A 15,503-nucleotide genomic window follows, 5' to 3' on the forward strand; every position below is an offset into this window, starting at 1 on the left:
TCACCAGGGGCGTGCCGGAAGGACGAGGTCGCCGGTCGCCGCCGATCGCGGCGAGACCAGCACGATCTTGCCCGCCCGATGCTGACCCATCGCCACCGAGAAGCGCGGGTTGTCGCCGGTCGCATCGAACTGCACGGGGCCGAGCACGGTCTTCCGATCGGTCGTCCGCATCGCTTCGGTCAGGCCGCCCGTCCGGAGCGTGCCGGCCTCGGCGGCCTTCGCGATGGCCTCGGCCAGGATCGTGGTCTCGACGAAGCTGAGGGTCGAGTGGTAATCGACGTCCTTGTCGTAGGTCTTCCTGTAGGCCTCGGCGAAGCCCTTGCCCTCCTCGTCCTCGATCTCGACCGGGAAGGGCAGGAATGACGCCCCGACGACGTTGTTCATCAGGTCGGGGAATTCCTGATACAGCTTCGGCACGGCGAGCGCCCACGCACCGACGATGAGTTTGACCGAGGGTTTCAGGATCCTGGCGGCGCGGATGATGCCGACGTAGTCGTTCTCGTAGGCCGCCATCACCAGGGCATCGGGCCGATCCTGCAGCTTGACCTTGTTGATGATCGGCTTGAAATCGGTGATCGCCGGGTCGAACTCGTGCAGCGTGACCTTGACGCCTTCGGCCGACAGATCCCTCTGAAGGCCCTTGGCGAGCAGCGACGGCGATTCCTTGGTCGAGGCGACGATCGAGACGGAGGCCGGCTTGAGACTCTTCAGCAGGCCGACCATGCCGCGCTGGTATCCGGCGTTGTTGTTGATCCGAAAGAAAGTCTTCAGGCCCCGCTTCGTCAGCTCGTCGCTCGCCGCTCCGGCCGTGATGTAGGTCGTGTCGAGCCGGTTGGCGGCGTCGGAGGCCGGGCCGACGATGTTCGAGCCGTAGCCGCCGATCACCGCCACGGCCCCGTCCGCGACGAGCTTCTCCACCGCCGAGACCGCCTTGGCCGGCGTGCTCTCGTCGTCGATCACTCGGAGACGGAGTTTGTGCGTCCCGGAGCGCGCGTTGAACATCTGAACCGCCACGCGCATGCCCTCGTCGAAGGCTTGACCCGAGCGCGCGAGGGAACCGGTGAGCGGCATGTGGGCACCGACGAGGATGTCGTCGGCGCTGGCCCGGTTCCCGCACAGGGCGGCGAAAGCGATCGTCGCGACCGCGACGGCTCTGCGAAGCATGGCAATTCCTCCCGGCGCAGGTGCGACGACCCGCGCGGCCATCTTTCGTTCCACGCGCGAAATCTTCGGTTCCGCGTCGGTTCCGTCGAATCGCGAGGCGATCCGAAGCGGCTCGTGACTGACACGCCGACTTCGGCTTTGTCAAATCAATGCGAACAGTTATTCTGCATTGCAGAATTATTTATGAGCGGGGGATGGCCGATCTCTACGAAGCGTTCTTGACAAAGCGGCCACAAGTGCGTGAAACGCAACTGAAATATTGATATTGAATTCTGCAATGCAGAACAACATGGAGGATCGCATGACGCGCCAGGAGGCTTCCGGGCAGCCCATCCTCAGGCAAGCGGTGCGGGATGGCGTCGCCGTGCTGACGCTGGTGAGCCCGCCGGTGAACGCGCTCGGCGCCCCCCTGCGCGCGGCCCTCGACCGCGCCCTGATCGACGTCCTCGCCGACGCGGCGGTGCGCGCCGTGGTGCTCGCGGCCGAGGGCCGCGTCTTCGTCGGCGGAGCGGACATCTCCGAGTTCGGCAAGCCCCCGAGCCCACCGCTGCTGACGGATCTCGTCGTCCGGATCGAGGCCGCCTCCAAGCCCGTGGTGGCGGCGATTCAAGGGGCGGCGCTCGGGGGCGGCCTCGAACTGGCGCTCGCCTGCCACGGGCGGGTGGTGGGTCCCGCGGCGAAGCTCGGCCTGCCGGAGGTGAAGCTCGGCCTGATCCCGGGTGCGGGCGGCACGCAGCGCCTGCCCCGTCTGATCGGTCCCGAAGCCGCCTTCGCGATGATGCTCGGCGGCGAGCCGGTGGATGCGCGGACGGCGGTCGCGACGGGCCTCGCCGATGCGCTGGAGCCGGGCGATCTCGTGGGCGGCGCCCGCACGCTCGCCCTGCGGCTGGCGGGAGAGGAGCGGCTGCCGCGGATCCGCGACCGCGCCGAGCGGATGGACGAGCCGGCGCGCACGGGCTTCGAGGCGCGCGCCGCCGAGGCCCTGAAGCGGGCTCCCGGCCAGCCGAACGTGGCGGCTTTGGTCGAGGCCGTGCGCGCCGGGTTCGAGCAGCCCTTCGACGAGGCCGTGAAGACCGAGCGCGCCCGCTTCCTCGCCCTGGTGGACGATCCGCGGTCGAAGGCTCTTCGCTACGCCTTCTTCGCCGAGCGCGAGACCGCACGGGTGCCGGGCCTTGCCAAGGACACGCCGCGCCGCGCGATCGCCTCCGCGGCGGTGATCGGCGCCGGCACGATGGGCGGCGGCATCGCGCTGTGCTTTGCCAATGCGGGCATCCCCGTCACGGTGATCGAGACCGAACAGGATGCCCTCGACCGCGGCCTGGCGCGGATGCGCGCCACCTACGCGGCCTCCGTCAAGCGCGGCTCGCTGACGGAGGCCGCGATGGCGGAGCGGCTGGCCCGCATCGAGGGCCGGGTCGGGCTGGAGCATGCGGCCGGGGTCGATATCGTGGTCGAAGCGGCCTTCGAGGAGATGGGGGTCAAGGAGACGATCTTCTCGGCGCTCGCCCGGATCGCCAAGCCCGGCGCGATCCTGGCGACCAACACCTCCTATCTCGACGTGAACCGGATCGCCGCGGCCACCGACCGGCGCGGCGACGTGCTCGGCCTGCACTTCTTCAGCCCCGCCAACGTGATGCGCCTCGTCGAGGTGGTGCGGGCGGAGGACACCGCGCCGGACACGCTCGCCACCGCCAACGACCTCGCGCGGCGCCTGGGCAAGCTGCCGGTGACGGTCGGCGTCTGCTTCGGCTTCGTCGGCAACCGCATGCTCGCCCGCCGCAGCGCCGCGGGCGAGCGCCTGCTGCTCGCGGGCGCGCTGCCGCACGCGGTCGACGCGGCGGTGACGGCGTTCGGCTTCCGCATGGGCCCCTTCGCGATGGCGGACCTCGCCGGGCTCGACATCGGCTGGCGCACCCGCAAGGCCACCGGCGGCAAGGCCCCGATCGCCGACGCGCTCTGCGAGGCGGGCCGCCTCGGCCAGAAGACGGGGCGGGGCTTCCATCTCTACCCGGAGGGCGCCCGCACGGGTGTCCGCGACCCCGAGGTCGAGGCGCTGATCGCGACCGAGTCCGAGCGCCGGGGCATCGCACGGCGGGACTTCTCGGCCGAGGAGATCGTCGCCCGGCTGATGCTGCCGATGGTCAACGAGGGCGCGCGCATCCTGGAGGAGGGCATCGCGGCACGCCCCGGCGACATCGATACGATCTGGCTCAACGGCTACAACTGGCCGGCCTGGCGCGGCGGCCCGATGCACTGGGCGGACGGGCTCGGCCTGGCCAGGGTCGCCGCCGATCTGGGGCGCTTCGCAGAGGAGGCCGGGGACGAATCCTTGCGCCCCGCGCCGCTGCTCGCCCGCCTCGCCCGGGAGGGCAGGGGGTTTTCCGAGTGGGACGCCCGGTGAGCGCGTCGCTCTCCCTCCCCCCAGGGGGGAGAGGTATCCAGCATCAGCCCATGGAGAGCTTCCGATGACCGACGCCGTGATCGTCGCCACCGCCCGCACGCCCATCGGCAAGGCGCATCGCGGGACGCTGAACCTCATCGGCGGGGCGGACCTCGCCGCCCACGCCATCCGGCACGCCCTCGACCGGGCCGGCGTCGAGCCCGACGCCGTCGAGGAGGTCGTGATGGGCTGCGGCTACCCGGAAGCCGCCACCGGCGGCAACGTCGCCCGGCACGCGAGTCTCGTCGCCGGCATCCCCGTGCGGTCGGCCGGCGTCACGGTCTCGCGCTTCTGCGCCTCCGGCCTCCAGGCGATCGCGGACGCGGCCAAGCGCATCCGGCTCGACGGGGTGCCGGTCGCAGTCGCGGGCGGGGTCGAGTCGATCTCGCTGGTCCAGCCGCAGGTGCGGCGCGAACTCACCCGCAACGCTTGGCTCGAGCAGAACCTGCCGGCGATCTACATGCCGATGATCGAGACCGCCGACATCGTGGCGGAGCGCTATCGAATCTCGCGGGAGGCGCAGGACACGTTCGCGCTTGCCAGCCAGCGACGGACCGCGGCGGCGCAGGCGGCCGGACTGTTCGACGCCGAGATCGTGCCGATCGACGCGGTCCAGGCGGTCACCGACAAGGCGACGGGCGAGACCCGCGAGGTCGCGGTGCGTCTGGCGCGTGACGAGGGCAACCGGCCCGACACCACGCTGGAGGGCCTCGCCAAGCTGAAGCCCGTGCGCGGGGAGGGTGCCTTCATCACCGCCGGCAACGCCAGCCAGCTCTCGGACGGCGCCTCGGCTTCGGTGCTGATGTCGGCGGAGGAGGCCGCACGACGGGGCCTCAAGCCGCTCGGGATCGTGCGCGGCTTCGCCGCCGCCGGCTGCGGGCCGGAGGAGATGGGGATCGGCCCGATCTTCGCGGTGCCGCGCCTGCTCGAACGCAACGGGCTCACCGTGGACGATATCGGCCTGTGGGAACTCAACGAGGCCTTCGCCTCGCAATCGATCTACTGCCGCGACCGGATCGGGCTCGATCCCGAGAAGGTGAACGTCAACGGCGGCGCGATCAGCGTCGGCCATCCGTTCGGCATGTCGGGGGCCCGCCTCGTCGGGCACGCCCTGCTGGAGGGGCGGCGGCGCGGGGTGCGCTACGCGGTCGTCACCATGTGCGTGGCCGGCGGCCAGGGTTGTGCCGGCCTGTTCGAGATCGAGCGGGAGTGAGACCGATGGACCTGCGCTTCACGCCCGAGGAGACCGCCTTCCGCCAGGAGGTGCGCGCCTTCTTCCGCAGCGAGATCCCGGCCGGGATCCGCCGGAAGGTCTCGGAGGGGCGCTCGCTGGCGCGTGAGGATTACGTGTCCTCCCAGCGCATCCTGAACGCGAAGGGCTGGGCGGTGCCGCACTGGCCGAAAGAGTGGGGCGGGCAGGACTGGGACCCGATCCGCCGCACCATCTTCATGGATGAACTGATGCAGGCGGCGGTGCCGCTGCCGCTGCAATTCAACTGCTTCATGGTCGGCCCGGTGATCGCGGCCTTCGGCGACGAGGCGCAGAAGCGGCGCTTCCTGCCGCGCATCGCCAATCTCGACGATTGGTGGTGCCAGGGCTTCTCCGAGCCCGGCGCCGGCTCGGACCTCGCCTCGCTGAAGACGAAGGGCGTGCGGGACGGCGACCACTACGTGGTGGACGGCCAGAAGACGTGGACCACGCTCGGCCAATACGCCGACTGGATCTTCTGCCTCGTGCGCACCGATCCGGCGGCGAGGAAGCAGGCCGGCATCTCCTTCCTGCTCGTCGACATGAAGAGCCCCGGCATCGCGGTGCGCCCGATCGTCACGATCGACGGGCGCCACGAGGTCAACGAGGTCTTCTTCGACTCGGTGCGCGTGCCGGTCGAGAACCTCGTCGGCGAGGAGAACAAGGGCTGGGACTACGCAAAGTTCCTGCTCGCCAACGAGCGCACCGGCATCGCCCGCATCGGCCTCACCAAGGAGCGCGTCGCCCGGGTGAAGCGGCTGGCGCGGGAAACCCCGGCGGGCGCCGGCACGATGTGGGACGACGCCGACTTCCGCGCCCGGGTCGCGACGATCGAGATCGAGCTGAAGGCACTGGAGATCACCCAGATGCGGGTGGCGGCGGCGCAATCCAGGCGCGACGCCTCGAAGCCCGACCCGGCCTCCTCGATCCTCAAGATCAAGGGCTCGGAGCTGCAGCAGGCCGCGACCGAATTGCTGGTCGAGCTCGCCGGCCCCCTGAGCCTGCCGGCGCCCGTACCGGACGACGCGGACCCGCTCGGCTGGGAGGCTTTCGCTACGCCGGCCTACCTCAACACCCGCAAGGTCTCGATCTACGGCGGCTCGAACGAGATCCAGCGCAACGTGATCGCCAAGGCGATCCTGGGGCTCTGAAGGATTTTTCGCGATGGATTTCGATCTCACCGACGAGCAGAGCCTCTTGAAGGACTCGGTCCAGCGCTGGGCCTCCGACCGCTACGGCAGCCTGGAGCAGGTCGAGGCCGCGCGCCGCAAGCCGCTCGGCTTCGACGAGGGGGCCTGGGCCCAACTCGCCGAGCTGGGGCTGCTCGGCCTCCCCTTCGCCGAGGAGGATGGCGGTTTCGGCGGCGGCCCGATCGAGACCGTGATCGCCGTCGAAGCGCTCGGCCGGCACCTCGCACCCGAGCCCTATCTGGCCAGCGTGGTGCTGGGCGGCGGCGCCCTGCGCCTCGCCGGCAGCGCGGCGCAGCGGGAAGCGCTGGTGCCGGGCATCGCGGAGGGGAGTCACCGCCTCGCCCTCGCGCACGGCGAGCGGCAGGCCCGCTACGACCGCGCCGACGTGGCAACGACGGCGCGCCGGGAGGGCGGCGGCTATCGGCTCGACGGCGCCAAATGCGTGGTGCTGAACGCCGACGCGGCGCAGACCCTGGTGGTGAGCGCCCGCACGGCCGGCGGGCGGCGCGACGAGGCGGGAATCAGCCTGTTCCTCGTGCCCGCCGACGCGCCCGGCCTGACCCTGAAGGCCTACCCGACGCAGGACGGCGGCCGGGCGGCGGACCTCACCCTGGAGGGCGTCGCGCTCCCCGCCGACGCCCTGCTCGGCGAGGCGGATGCGGGCCTGCCGGTGATCGAGCGGGTGCTGGACGAGGGAATCGCGGCCCAGAGCGCCGAGGCGGTCGGCGTGATGGAGGCGCTGCATGCGCTCACCGTCGACTACCTCAAGACCCGCAAGCAGTTCGGCACCCCGATCGGCAGCTTCCAAGTGCTGCAGCACCGGGCGGTCGACATGCTGGTGGCGCTGGAACAGGCTCGCTCCATGGCCCTCTACGCCGCCACGATGGGAGCTTGCGCGGACGCGACCGAGCGCGGGCCGGCGGTCTCGGCCGCAAAGGTGCAGGTCAACCGCTCGGCCCGCTTCGTCGGCCAGGAGGCGGTGCAGCTCCACGGCGGCATCGGCCTGACGCTCGAATATCTCGGCGCCCACCTGTTCCGGCGTCTCACCGCGATCGAATATCTGTTCGGCGACACCGCGCACCACCTGCGCCGGGTGAGCGACGCGGGCGGCCTGCCCGGCGCCGCCTGAGACGAGGAATCTCAAGAAGGACATGCGCATGAACGCCCCGACCCGCCCGCCCGGCTCCGCCGGCTTCGTCTGGGACGACCCCTTCCTGCTCGACGACCAGCTCGCCGGGGACGAGCGCGCGATCCGCGATGTGGCCCAGGCCTTCGCCGAGGAGACGCTGCGGCCCGGCATCGTGGAGGCCTATGCCGAGGAGAAGACCGATCCGGACCTGTTCCGGCAGATGGGCGCGCTCGGCCTGCTCGGCGTCACGCTGCCGGAGGAATACGGCTGCGCGGGCGCGAGCTACGTCGCCTACGGACTGGTGGCGCGGGCCGTCGAGGCGGTCGATTCCGGCTACCGCTCGATGATGAGCGTGCAATCCTCGCTCGTCATGTACCCGATCCACGCCTACGGCACCGAGGAGCAGCGCAAAAAGTTCCTGCCCAGGCTCGCGAGCGGCGAGTGGATCGGCTGCTTCGGCCTGACCGAGCCCGATGCGGGCTCCGACCCCGCCGGCATGAAGACGCGGGCGGAGAAGATCGACGGCGGCTACCGGATCTCGGGCGCCAAGATGTGGATCTCGAACGCGCCCTTCGCCGACGTCTTCGTGGTCTGGGCGAAGTCCGACGCGCATGACGGCGCGATCCGCGGCTTCGTGCTGGAGAAGGGCATGAAGGGGCTGTCCGCCCCGGCCCTGAAGGGCAAGCTGTCCCTGCGCGCCTCGCTCACCGGCGAGATCGTGATGGAGGGTGTCGAGGTCGGCGAGGACGCGCTCCTGCCCAACGTCTCCGGGCTCAAGGGACCGTTCGGCTGCCTCAACCGGGCGCGCTACGGCATCTCCTGGGGCGCGATGGGCGCGGCCGAGGATTGCTGGCACCGGGCGCGCTCCTATACCCTGGAGCGCAAACAGTTCGGCCGCCCGCTGGCCCAGACCCAGCTCGTGCAGAAGAAGCTCGCCGACATGCAGACCGAGATCGCGCTGGGGCTCCAGGCGTCCTTGCGGGTCGGCCGCCTGATGGATGCGGGCCGGATGGCGCCCGAGATGATCAGCCTGATCAAGCGCAACAATTGCGGCAAGGCGCTCGACATCGCCCGGACCGCCCGCGACATGCACGGCGGCAACGGCATCATGGGCGAGTACCACGTGATGCGCCACGCCCAGAACCTCGAGACGGTCAACACCTACGAGGGCACCCACGACGTGCACGCGCTGATCCTCGGGCGCGCCCAGACGGGACTTCAGGCCTTTTTTTGAAGGGTTTTTCTCGTGCCGTGATGCTTGGATCGATGGTGGACCGGAAGGAGGGGTCGGCGCGCACGTCGCGCCGATGAAGCGCTCGAGCTTCGGCCTGCGGTCCGTGACGTTGCTCAGCCGAGTGCCGGAGGTGGCACGGACCGCGGCCATGGTCTGCCGGGCGCGCGGCAGGTCGGGCAGGGCCCATGCTCGCGCTGACCACGCGGCCCGCCTGAGCCGTTGCAGGGTTCTTCGTCACTTTGCGTGGCGGCTCAGGCGGCGCCGAGGACGCGCTTCCGCAGCATCTCGAAGCCAGCCCGATCGTACATCTGACGCTTGATCGTCTTTCAGGCGGCTGATCTGGCCCTCCGCCGGGCCGGTCGACCACGGCAGAGCGATGGCGTTTTCGATGCCGTCGGCGAACCGCTTCAGCGCGCTCGATCGCGCCGCGGTCATTCGATCCTTCCTCAGAACGCGTAGCGTACGCGGCAATAGGGCATCCGCTCGGCGAGCAGGGCCTTGAAGCGGGCGAGCCATTGGCCCTTCCAGCCGGTGCGGTAGCGCAGGTTGTCGCCGCCGCCCTCCGAGCGCTTGGTCTCCTGGATGTCCGGGCGCCAGAGCAGCGCCTCGGCCTTGGGGTGCCAGCCGAGATTGACCGCGTGCAGACCGGCATTGTGGGTCAGCATGATGATCTCGCATTTGAGCTGGTTCTTGGCCGCATCCGAGATCGTACCGTCGATCTGCGCGAACAACTCCGCCCAGTCGGCCTCCCAGCCCTCGTAGAGGATGACGGGAGAAAAATTGACGTGGACCTCGTAGCCCGCGGCCAGGAAGTCGTCGATCGCGGCGATGCGCTCGGGGATCGGCGCGGTGCGCACGTCGACGACGCGGGCGACGCGGGCGGGCATCAGCGAGAAGCGGATGCGGGTGCGCCCCTGCGGGTCGTAGGCCAGCAGATCGCGGTTCACCGCCTTGGTCGCGAACGAGCCCTTGGCGTTGGGCAGCCCGCGGAACAGCGCGACGAGATCGCGGACGTTGTCGCAGATCATCGCATCCACCGAGAGATCGCCGTTCTCGCCGAGATCGTAGACCCAGGCTGCCGCGTCGATCTGGTCGGGCTCGGGCAGCGGGCCCTGCTTGGCCGCGTGGCGGGCGATCGCCGCGCCCACCGCCTCGACATTGACGAACAGCGAGATCGGGTTGGAGAAGCCCTTGCGGCGCGGCACGTAGCAATAGGCGCAGGCCATGGCGCAGCCGTTCGAGGTCGAGGGCGCGATGAAGTGGGCGGAGCGGCCGTTGGGTCGCATCGCCAGCCCCTTCTTCACCCCGAGCACCAGGGTCGAGCGCTTGATCCGCACCCAGTCCTCGACCGAACCCGCATTGCCGTGCAGTTCCGGGATGTTCCAATGCGACGGCACCACGATCCGCTCGGCGTTCGGGTAGCGGGCCAGGATCGCGCGCCCGCGCGGAAAATCGGCGACCGCCGGTTCGTGGAAGATGCGGTCGATGTCGATGAGGTCGCGCCGGGCCATGGCCTGGCATCTAGTGCGGCTGCGACGGTCCGGTGGCGCCTGCGGCGACAAGCCGTCGGCCCACGATGTTATCGGGCGCTGCGGCAGCCTCCGTCATCGCGAGCGGCTGCGAAGCGATCCGGCGGCGCGGCCTTTCCGGAGAAGGCGCGCCCTGGATGGCCTCGGCTTCGCCTCGCCACGACGGAGAGGGGGTCAGAGCCGCGCCAGCAGTTCCACCTTCTTCCCCGCGAACTCCGCGTCGGTCAGCACGCCCTTCCTGTGAAGTTCGGCCAAGCGTTCGAGAATCGAGAGGATGTCGGACGAGTCGCCGCCCGATCCGGTCGAACCGTGTCGAAGAGCCGTGGGTTCGGACGGAGCGGACGGCCTTGCTTCCGCCTCACGCTCCGCCGGCTCGAGATCGTCCAGCGAAAAGCTCCCCTGCGGCCCGCTGAACCGGAGCGAGGCCGTGGCGCCCTGCTGCTGCGAGGCGCCGGTGACGATGCGCTCGCCGGTGTCGTAGAGGGCGAAACACCCGTCGGTCTCGACCGCGAGCCGCCGCTTCTCCGGGAAGAAGGCGTAGCGCGTCGCGTTCTGCGCCCCCGCGCTCGACGGAAGCCCGAGTTCCTCGGGCCACCAATGGCCGGAGGCCCCTTCCTCACGGAAGCCGGAGAGAGGCAGCGACGCGGCGAGTTCGGTGCACAGGGCATCGACCCGAGCCTTCAGCGCGTGGTCGTTCATCGATCCGACCATCACCATGCCGCCGCGCGACCATTGCCCGAAGCCGCCGAGATCGGGGTGGTCGAACTGAGCCATGTTGCCCTGGCCCGCCTGGAGGGCGCGCAGCAGGTGGCGCACCGCCTCCAGGCCGACACCGTGGCGGTCCGCCAGGGCCTGGAGCCCGGCCGGGCGACGCTCGGGTTCCTCGATCATGCACGTCTCCGGCTCGAACGCTTCGATGTCGGCGGGCGGCGTTGCAACGCGCGTCCCCGCCGCGAGTTGGGTCCAAGGCCTAGCACATCTGCGTCGGCGCGCCCGCGCCGGGCAAAAATTTGCTGCGGCGCGTCGGACGGAACGGAGCTTAGCCGTCCCGTGCACGTTCAGAGTCCGGCCGGACCCGCGGGGGCCGCCACCAGCGAGAATGGGACGACGATGGCCGATACCGACAGGACCGGGATGCCGAAGCCGCGCACGTCGCGCACGCGAATCCGCGAAGGCTCGCCGCATCCCCGCGGGGCGACCTGGGACGGGCGCGGCGTCAACTTCGCGCTGTTCTCGGCCCACGCCACCAAGGTCGAGCTGTGCCTGTTCGACGATGCGGGCGAGCGGGAGATCGAGCGCATCGAGCTGCCCGAGTACACCGACGAGGTCTGGCACGGCTATCTGCCGGACGCGCGCCCCGGCACGATCTACGGCTACCGCGTCCACGGCCCCTACGAGCCCGAGGCCGGCCACCGCTTCAACCCGAACAAGCTCCTGATCGATCCCTACGCCAAGGGGCTCGTCGGCACGATCCAGTGGAACCCGGCCCTGTTCGGCTACCGGATGGAGACCGGCGACGACCTCACCTTCGACGAGCGCGACTCCGCCCCCTATACCCGCCGCTCCCGCGTGATCGACCCGGCCTTCACCTGGGGCCGCGATGCCAAGCCCCGCGTGCCGTGGGAGCGCACCATCGTCTACGAGACCCACGTGAAGGGTTTCACCAAGCTGCACCCGTCGGTGCCGGAGAAGCTGCGCGGCACCTATGCCGGCATGGGCCACCCGGCCGTGCTCGACTACGTCAAGAGCCTCGGCGTCACCTCGGTCGAGCTGCTGCCGGTGCATTCCTTCGTGCAGGACGATTACCTGCAGCAGAAGGACCTGATCAATTACTGGGGCTACAACACGATCTCGTTCTTCACCCCGGCACGGCGCTACGCCGCGGTGCCGGACTTCGCCTTCTCCGAGTTCAAGGAGATGGTGGCGCGCATGCACGGCGCCGGCCTCGAAGTGATCCTCGACGTGGTCTACAACCACACCGCGGAGGGCAACGAGAAGGGCCCGACGCTCTCGTTCAAGGGCGTCGACAACGCCTCCTACTACCGGCTGCTGCCGAACCAGCCGCGCTACTACATCAACGACACCGGCACCGGGAACACCTTCAACCTGTCGCATCCGCGGGTGCTGCAGCTCGTCACCGACTCGCTTCGCTACTGGGCGACGGAGATGCGGGTCGACGGCTTCCGGTTCGATCTCGCCACCATCCTCGGCCGCGAGCCCTACGGCTTCGACGAGGGCGGCGGCTTCCTCGACACCTGCCGCCAGGACCCCGTCCTCAACGACGTGAAGCTCATCGCCGAGCCGTGGGATTGCGGCCCCGGCGGCTATCAGGTCGGCGGCTTCCCGCCGGGCTGGGCCGAGTGGAACGACCGGTTCCGCGACGACGTGCGCGGCTACTGGAAGGGCGACGAGGGACTCCTGCCGGCGCTCGCCTCGCGCATCACCGGCTCGGCCGACAAGTTCAACAAGCGCGGGCGCCGTCCCTGGGCCTCGGTGAACTTCATCACCGCCCATGACGGCTTCACGCTCAACGACACGGTGTCGTACAACGAGAAGCACAACGAGGCGAACGGCGAGGGCAACCGCGACGGGCACGGCCACAACCTGTCCTACAATTACGGCGTCGAGGGCCCGACCGACGATCCCGAGATCCGCTCGGTTCGCTTGCGCCAGATGCGCAACATGCTGGCGACCCTGTTCCTGTCGAAGGGCACGCCGATGCTCTTGGCCGGCGACGAGTTCGCCCGCACGCAGAAGGGCAACAACAACGCCTATTGCCAGGACAACGAGGTCTCCTGGGTCGACTGGGGCGCCATCGGCGAGGAGGAGCGGGATCTCGCCGAGTTCGCGCAGCGCCTGATCCTGCTGCGCAACGCCCTGCCGATGCTCTCGCGCGGCCGCTTCGTCACGGGGGCCTACGACGAGGAGTTCGGCGTCAAGGACGTGACGTGGCTCACGCCGACCGGCACCGAGATGAGCCCGGAGAACTGGAACGACGGCCATTCCCGGACGCTGGCCGTGCTGCTCGACGGGCGCGCCCAGGCGAGCGGCATCCACAAGCGCGGCGGCGACGCCACCCTGCTCCTGTTCTACAACGCCTATCACGACGTGGTGGATTTCACCTTCCCGGAGGCGCCGGGCGGCACCGCCTGGACCCGGCTCCTCGACACCAACCTGCCGGACAGCCAGGAAGTGGCGAGCTTCGCCGTCGGCGAGAGCTACGCGGTCACCGGCCGCTCGATGCTGATGTTCGTCCTGAAGCCCGTCGAGAGCGGGGACGAGGCGCACAGCGACATGGAGCGCTCCTACCAGTACGTGATGCAGGCCTTCGAGCGGGCGAACGTCGAAAGCGTGAGCTTCGGCATCGACGCGGAGGCCTGACGGTGCGGGCGAGGGACCGCTCTCCGCGGGCGGTCCCTCCCGACTGTGCCGCGCGGCTCCGGGGCCGATTTCCTTCCCGCGGCTTCGTCCTACTCTCTGCATCGAGGATGCGGCGGCGACGCCGGCGGCCTCGTCGAGAAACGCCACGCCGCGGGTTCGCATGACCGACATCCCCGAGAAACGACCCCACGGCAGCCATCCCAGCGCCGAGGCGGGCGCGGCCGGCCACGAGTTCGAGTCCGGCAGCGACATCTTCTTCGCCGCCGTGTCGATGACGCGCATGCCGATGGTGGTGGTCGACCCGAACCGGGACGAGCACCCGATCGTGTTCGTGAACCAGGCCTTTCTGGAGATGACCGGCTACGTCCGGGAGGAGGTGATCGGCCGCAACTGCCGCTTCCTGCAAGGGCCGGAGACCGATCCGGCGACGCGGGCGCAGGTGCGCGCGGCGATCGAGCGGCGCCGGGACATCGCCACCGAGATCCTCAACTACCGCAAGGACGGCTCGATCTTCTGGAACGCGCTGTTCGTGAGCCCGGTCTACAACGCGGCCGGCGATCTCCTCTACTTCTTCGGCTCGCAGCTCGACATCACCCGCCGCCGTCTCGCCGAGGATTCGCTGCATCAGGCACAGAAGATGGAGGCGCTCGGCCAGCTCACCGGCGGCATCGCCCACGATTTCAACAACCTGCTCCAGGTGATCCTCGGCTACGCCGACTCGCTCGCGACCAACCTGGAGCGGCCCGACGCCGACCGGGGCCGCATGACCCGCGCCGTCGGCAACATCCGCGAAGCGGCCGAGCGCGCCTCGACGCTGACGCAGCAACTGCTCTCGTTCGCCCGCAAGCAGCGCCTCGACGGCCGCACCCTCAACCTCAACGATCTCGTGGGCGAGATGAAGGAGCTGGCGGAACGCACGCTCGGCGAGGCGGTGACGATCGAGACCGATCTCGCCCCCGATCTCCTCGTCTGCCGGATCGATCGGACCCAGGCCGAGGTCGCCCTGCTCAACGTGCTGATCAACGCCCGCGACGCCATGCCGGAGGGCGGGCGCGTCACCATCACCACGCGCAACGAGGAATCCGGCCGCCCCGACGGTTCGCGCCTCGTCAGCGTCGCGGTGACCGATACGGGGGCCGGCATTCCCTCCGACGTGCTGGCGCGGGTGATGGACCCGTTCTTCACCACCAAGGAGGAAGGCAAGGGCACCGGCCTCGGCCTCTCCATGGTCTACGGCTTCGCCAAGCAATCGGGCGGCTCGGCGCAGATCGGGTCGGTGGTGGGGGAAGGGACCACCGTGCGCCTGTCCTTCCCGGCGACCGGCGCGGCGGACCCGGCGGCGAGCGGGCCCCCGACGGCGGCCGAGGAGCGGCCGGGCACCGAGACGATCCTGATCGTCGACGACCGCGCCGACGTGGCCGAACTCGCCCGGGCGATCCTGCGCGACTACGGCTACGGCACGCTGATGGCCCGCCACGGCCGGGAGGCCCTGGAGATCTTAGGTGACCACCCGGAGATCGACCTGCTGTTCTCCGACCTGATCATGCCCGGCGGCATGGACGGCCTCTCGCTCGCCCGCGAGGCGCGCCGCCGCCGTCCCGGCCTGAAGATCCTGCTCACCACCGGCTACGCCGAGGCGAGCCTGGAGCGAACCGGAAGCGAGCGTCCGGAGTTCGATATCCTGAACAAGCCGTACCGCCGCGCCGAGCTGATCCGGCGGATGCGGGCGGCCCTCGACGCGGCGGGCAGGCCCTGAGACCTGACCGGCGCAATGGATCGGGAGAGCATCATGGCCCGCGGCGACAAGTCGAAATACACGGACAAGCAGATCCGCAAGGCGGAGCACATCGCCGAATCCTACGAATCCCCCGGCGTGCCCGAACGGGAAGCGGAATCCCGCGCCTGGGCCACCGTCAACAAGGACGACGGCGGCGGCAAGAAGCCCGGCGGCTCGGGCCGCGGCCATGCGAGCGACCATCCCGCCGCGCACAAGGGCGGCCGGACCGGCGGCACGGCCTCCGCCGCCCGCACCAAGGAGCAGCGCTCGGCCTCGGCCAGGAAGGCGGCCGAGACGCGCAGGCGCAACGCGGCGAAGAAGGCGGGTTGACGTTTCCCGCCCCTCCTCCTCTGCGGGAGAGGGGCCGGCTCGGGTCTGTCCGGAGACCGCGCATCCCCTCATCCGCCCCC

Annotated in this window: 12 protein-coding genes; 8 read left to right on the top strand and 4 right to left on the bottom strand. The window is 70.1% G+C overall.

What is annotated here, in order from left to right; genetic code table 11:
* Entirely contained in the window at positions 1 to 1,164 is a 1,164-nt protein-coding gene (locus PGN25_16480; GenBank protein MEH3119132.1) for an ABC transporter substrate-binding protein, read from the bottom strand.
* Between the two features lie 301 nt (positions 1,165 to 1,465).
* Between PGN25_16480 and PGN25_16485 the strand changes: the two genes are divergently transcribed.
* The 5 genes from PGN25_16485 (at position 1,466) to PGN25_16505 (ending at position 8,406) form a co-directional block, all read left to right on the top strand.
* On the top strand, positions 1,466 to 3,565 hold the full coding sequence (locus PGN25_16485) for a 3-hydroxyacyl-CoA dehydrogenase NAD-binding domain-containing protein (protein MEH3119133.1): 2,100 nt from the start codon (positions 1,466 to 1,468) through the stop codon (positions 3,563 to 3,565).
* A gap of 64 nt (positions 3,566 to 3,629) precedes the next feature.
* Positions 3,630 to 4,817 (top strand): acetyl-CoA C-acyltransferase, encoded by a 1,188-nt coding sequence (locus PGN25_16490; GenBank protein ID MEH3119134.1) that lies wholly within the window; start codon positions 3,630 to 3,632, stop codon positions 4,815 to 4,817.
* Positions 4,818 to 4,822: 5 nt separating this feature from the next.
* The gene (locus PGN25_16495) at positions 4,823 to 6,004 is read left to right on the top strand and encodes an acyl-CoA dehydrogenase family protein (protein MEH3119135.1); all 1,182 of its coding nucleotides are present in this window, start codon (positions 4,823 to 4,825) and stop codon (positions 6,002 to 6,004) included.
* 13 nt (positions 6,005 to 6,017) lie between these two features.
* Entirely contained in the window at positions 6,018 to 7,172 is a 1,155-nt protein-coding gene (locus PGN25_16500) for an acyl-CoA dehydrogenase family protein (GenBank protein ID MEH3119136.1), read from the top strand.
* Positions 7,173 to 7,200: 28 nt separating this feature from the next.
* A complete protein-coding gene (locus tag PGN25_16505) occupies positions 7,201 to 8,406 on the top strand; it encodes an acyl-CoA dehydrogenase (protein ID MEH3119137.1) in 1,206 nt (401 codons plus the stop codon).
* 234 nt (positions 8,407 to 8,640) lie between these two features.
* On the opposite strand, the gene PGN25_16510 is transcribed toward PGN25_16505, so the two are convergent.
* From PGN25_16510 to PGN25_16520, 3 genes are all read right to left on the bottom strand, one after another.
* Positions 8,641 to 8,841, bottom strand: a complete 201-nt coding sequence (locus PGN25_16510) for a hypothetical protein (GenBank protein ID MEH3119138.1) — start codon at positions 8,839 to 8,841, stop codon at positions 8,641 to 8,643.
* Between the two features lie 11 nt (positions 8,842 to 8,852).
* Entirely contained in the window at positions 8,853 to 9,917 is a 1,065-nt protein-coding gene (locus tag PGN25_16515) for a spore photoproduct lyase family protein (GenBank protein ID MEH3119139.1), read from the bottom strand.
* 192 nt (positions 9,918 to 10,109) lie between these two features.
* Positions 10,110 to 10,826, bottom strand: a complete 717-nt coding sequence (locus PGN25_16520; protein MEH3119140.1) for an SHOCT domain-containing protein — start codon at positions 10,824 to 10,826, stop codon at positions 10,110 to 10,112.
* Between the two features lie 219 nt (positions 10,827 to 11,045).
* On the opposite strand from PGN25_16520, the gene glgX reads away from it, so the two are divergent.
* From glgX to PGN25_16535, 3 genes are all read left to right on the top strand, one after another.
* A complete protein-coding gene (gene glgX, locus PGN25_16525) occupies positions 11,046 to 13,316 on the top strand; it encodes a glycogen debranching protein GlgX (protein ID MEH3119141.1) in 2,271 nt (756 codons plus the stop codon).
* Positions 13,317 to 13,476: 160 nt separating this feature from the next.
* On the top strand, positions 13,477 to 15,072 hold the full coding sequence (locus PGN25_16530; protein ID MEH3119142.1) for a histidine kinase famiy protein: 1,596 nt from the start codon (positions 13,477 to 13,479) through the stop codon (positions 15,070 to 15,072).
* A 33-nt stretch (positions 15,073 to 15,105) separates the two neighbouring features.
* Positions 15,106 to 15,423 (top strand): plasmid stabilization protein, encoded by a 318-nt coding sequence (locus PGN25_16535; protein MEH3119143.1) that lies wholly within the window; start codon positions 15,106 to 15,108, stop codon positions 15,421 to 15,423.
* Positions 15,424 to 15,503: the final 80 nt, after the last annotated feature.

Source organism: Methylorubrum populi (assembly GCA_036946625.1).
In the GTDB taxonomy this organism is placed as follows: Bacteria; Pseudomonadota; Alphaproteobacteria; order Rhizobiales; family Beijerinckiaceae; genus Methylobacterium; species Methylobacterium populi_C.

What these genes read in the sequence shown, in the direction of transcription:
- PGN25_16530 (MEH3119142.1), top strand. Translation starts at nt 13,477, where the DNA reads ATGACCGACATCCCCGAGAAACGACCCCACGGCAGCCATCCCAGCGCC.
- PGN25_16495 (MEH3119135.1), top strand. Translation starts at nt 4,823, where the DNA reads ATGGACCTGCGCTTCACGCCCGAGGAGACCGCCTTCCGCCAGGAGGTG.
- glgX (MEH3119141.1), top strand. Translation starts at nt 11,046, where the DNA reads ATGGCCGATACCGACAGGACCGGGATGCCGAAGCCGCGCACGTCGCGC.
- PGN25_16490 (MEH3119134.1), top strand. Translation starts at nt 3,630, where the DNA reads ATGACCGACGCCGTGATCGTCGCCACCGCCCGCACGCCCATCGGCAAG.
- PGN25_16500 (MEH3119136.1), top strand. Translation starts at nt 6,018, where the DNA reads ATGGATTTCGATCTCACCGACGAGCAGAGCCTCTTGAAGGACTCGGTC.
- PGN25_16485 (MEH3119133.1), top strand. Translation starts at nt 1,466, where the DNA reads ATGACGCGCCAGGAGGCTTCCGGGCAGCCCATCCTCAGGCAAGCGGTG.
- PGN25_16515 (MEH3119139.1), bottom strand. Translation starts at nt 9,917, where the DNA reads ATGGCCCGGCGCGACCTCATCGACATCGACCGCATCTTCCACGAACCG.
- PGN25_16535 (MEH3119143.1), top strand. Translation starts at nt 15,106, where the DNA reads ATGGCCCGCGGCGACAAGTCGAAATACACGGACAAGCAGATCCGCAAG.
- PGN25_16505 (MEH3119137.1), top strand. Translation starts at nt 7,201, where the DNA reads ATGAACGCCCCGACCCGCCCGCCCGGCTCCGCCGGCTTCGTCTGGGAC.
- PGN25_16480 (MEH3119132.1), bottom strand. Translation starts at nt 1,164, where the DNA reads ATGCTTCGCAGAGCCGTCGCGGTCGCGACGATCGCTTTCGCCGCCCTG.
- PGN25_16510 (MEH3119138.1), bottom strand. Translation starts at nt 8,841, where the DNA reads ATGACCGCGGCGCGATCGAGCGCGCTGAAGCGGTTCGCCGACGGCATC.
- PGN25_16520 (MEH3119140.1), bottom strand. Translation starts at nt 10,826, where the DNA reads ATGATCGAGGAACCCGAGCGTCGCCCGGCCGGGCTCCAGGCCCTGGCG.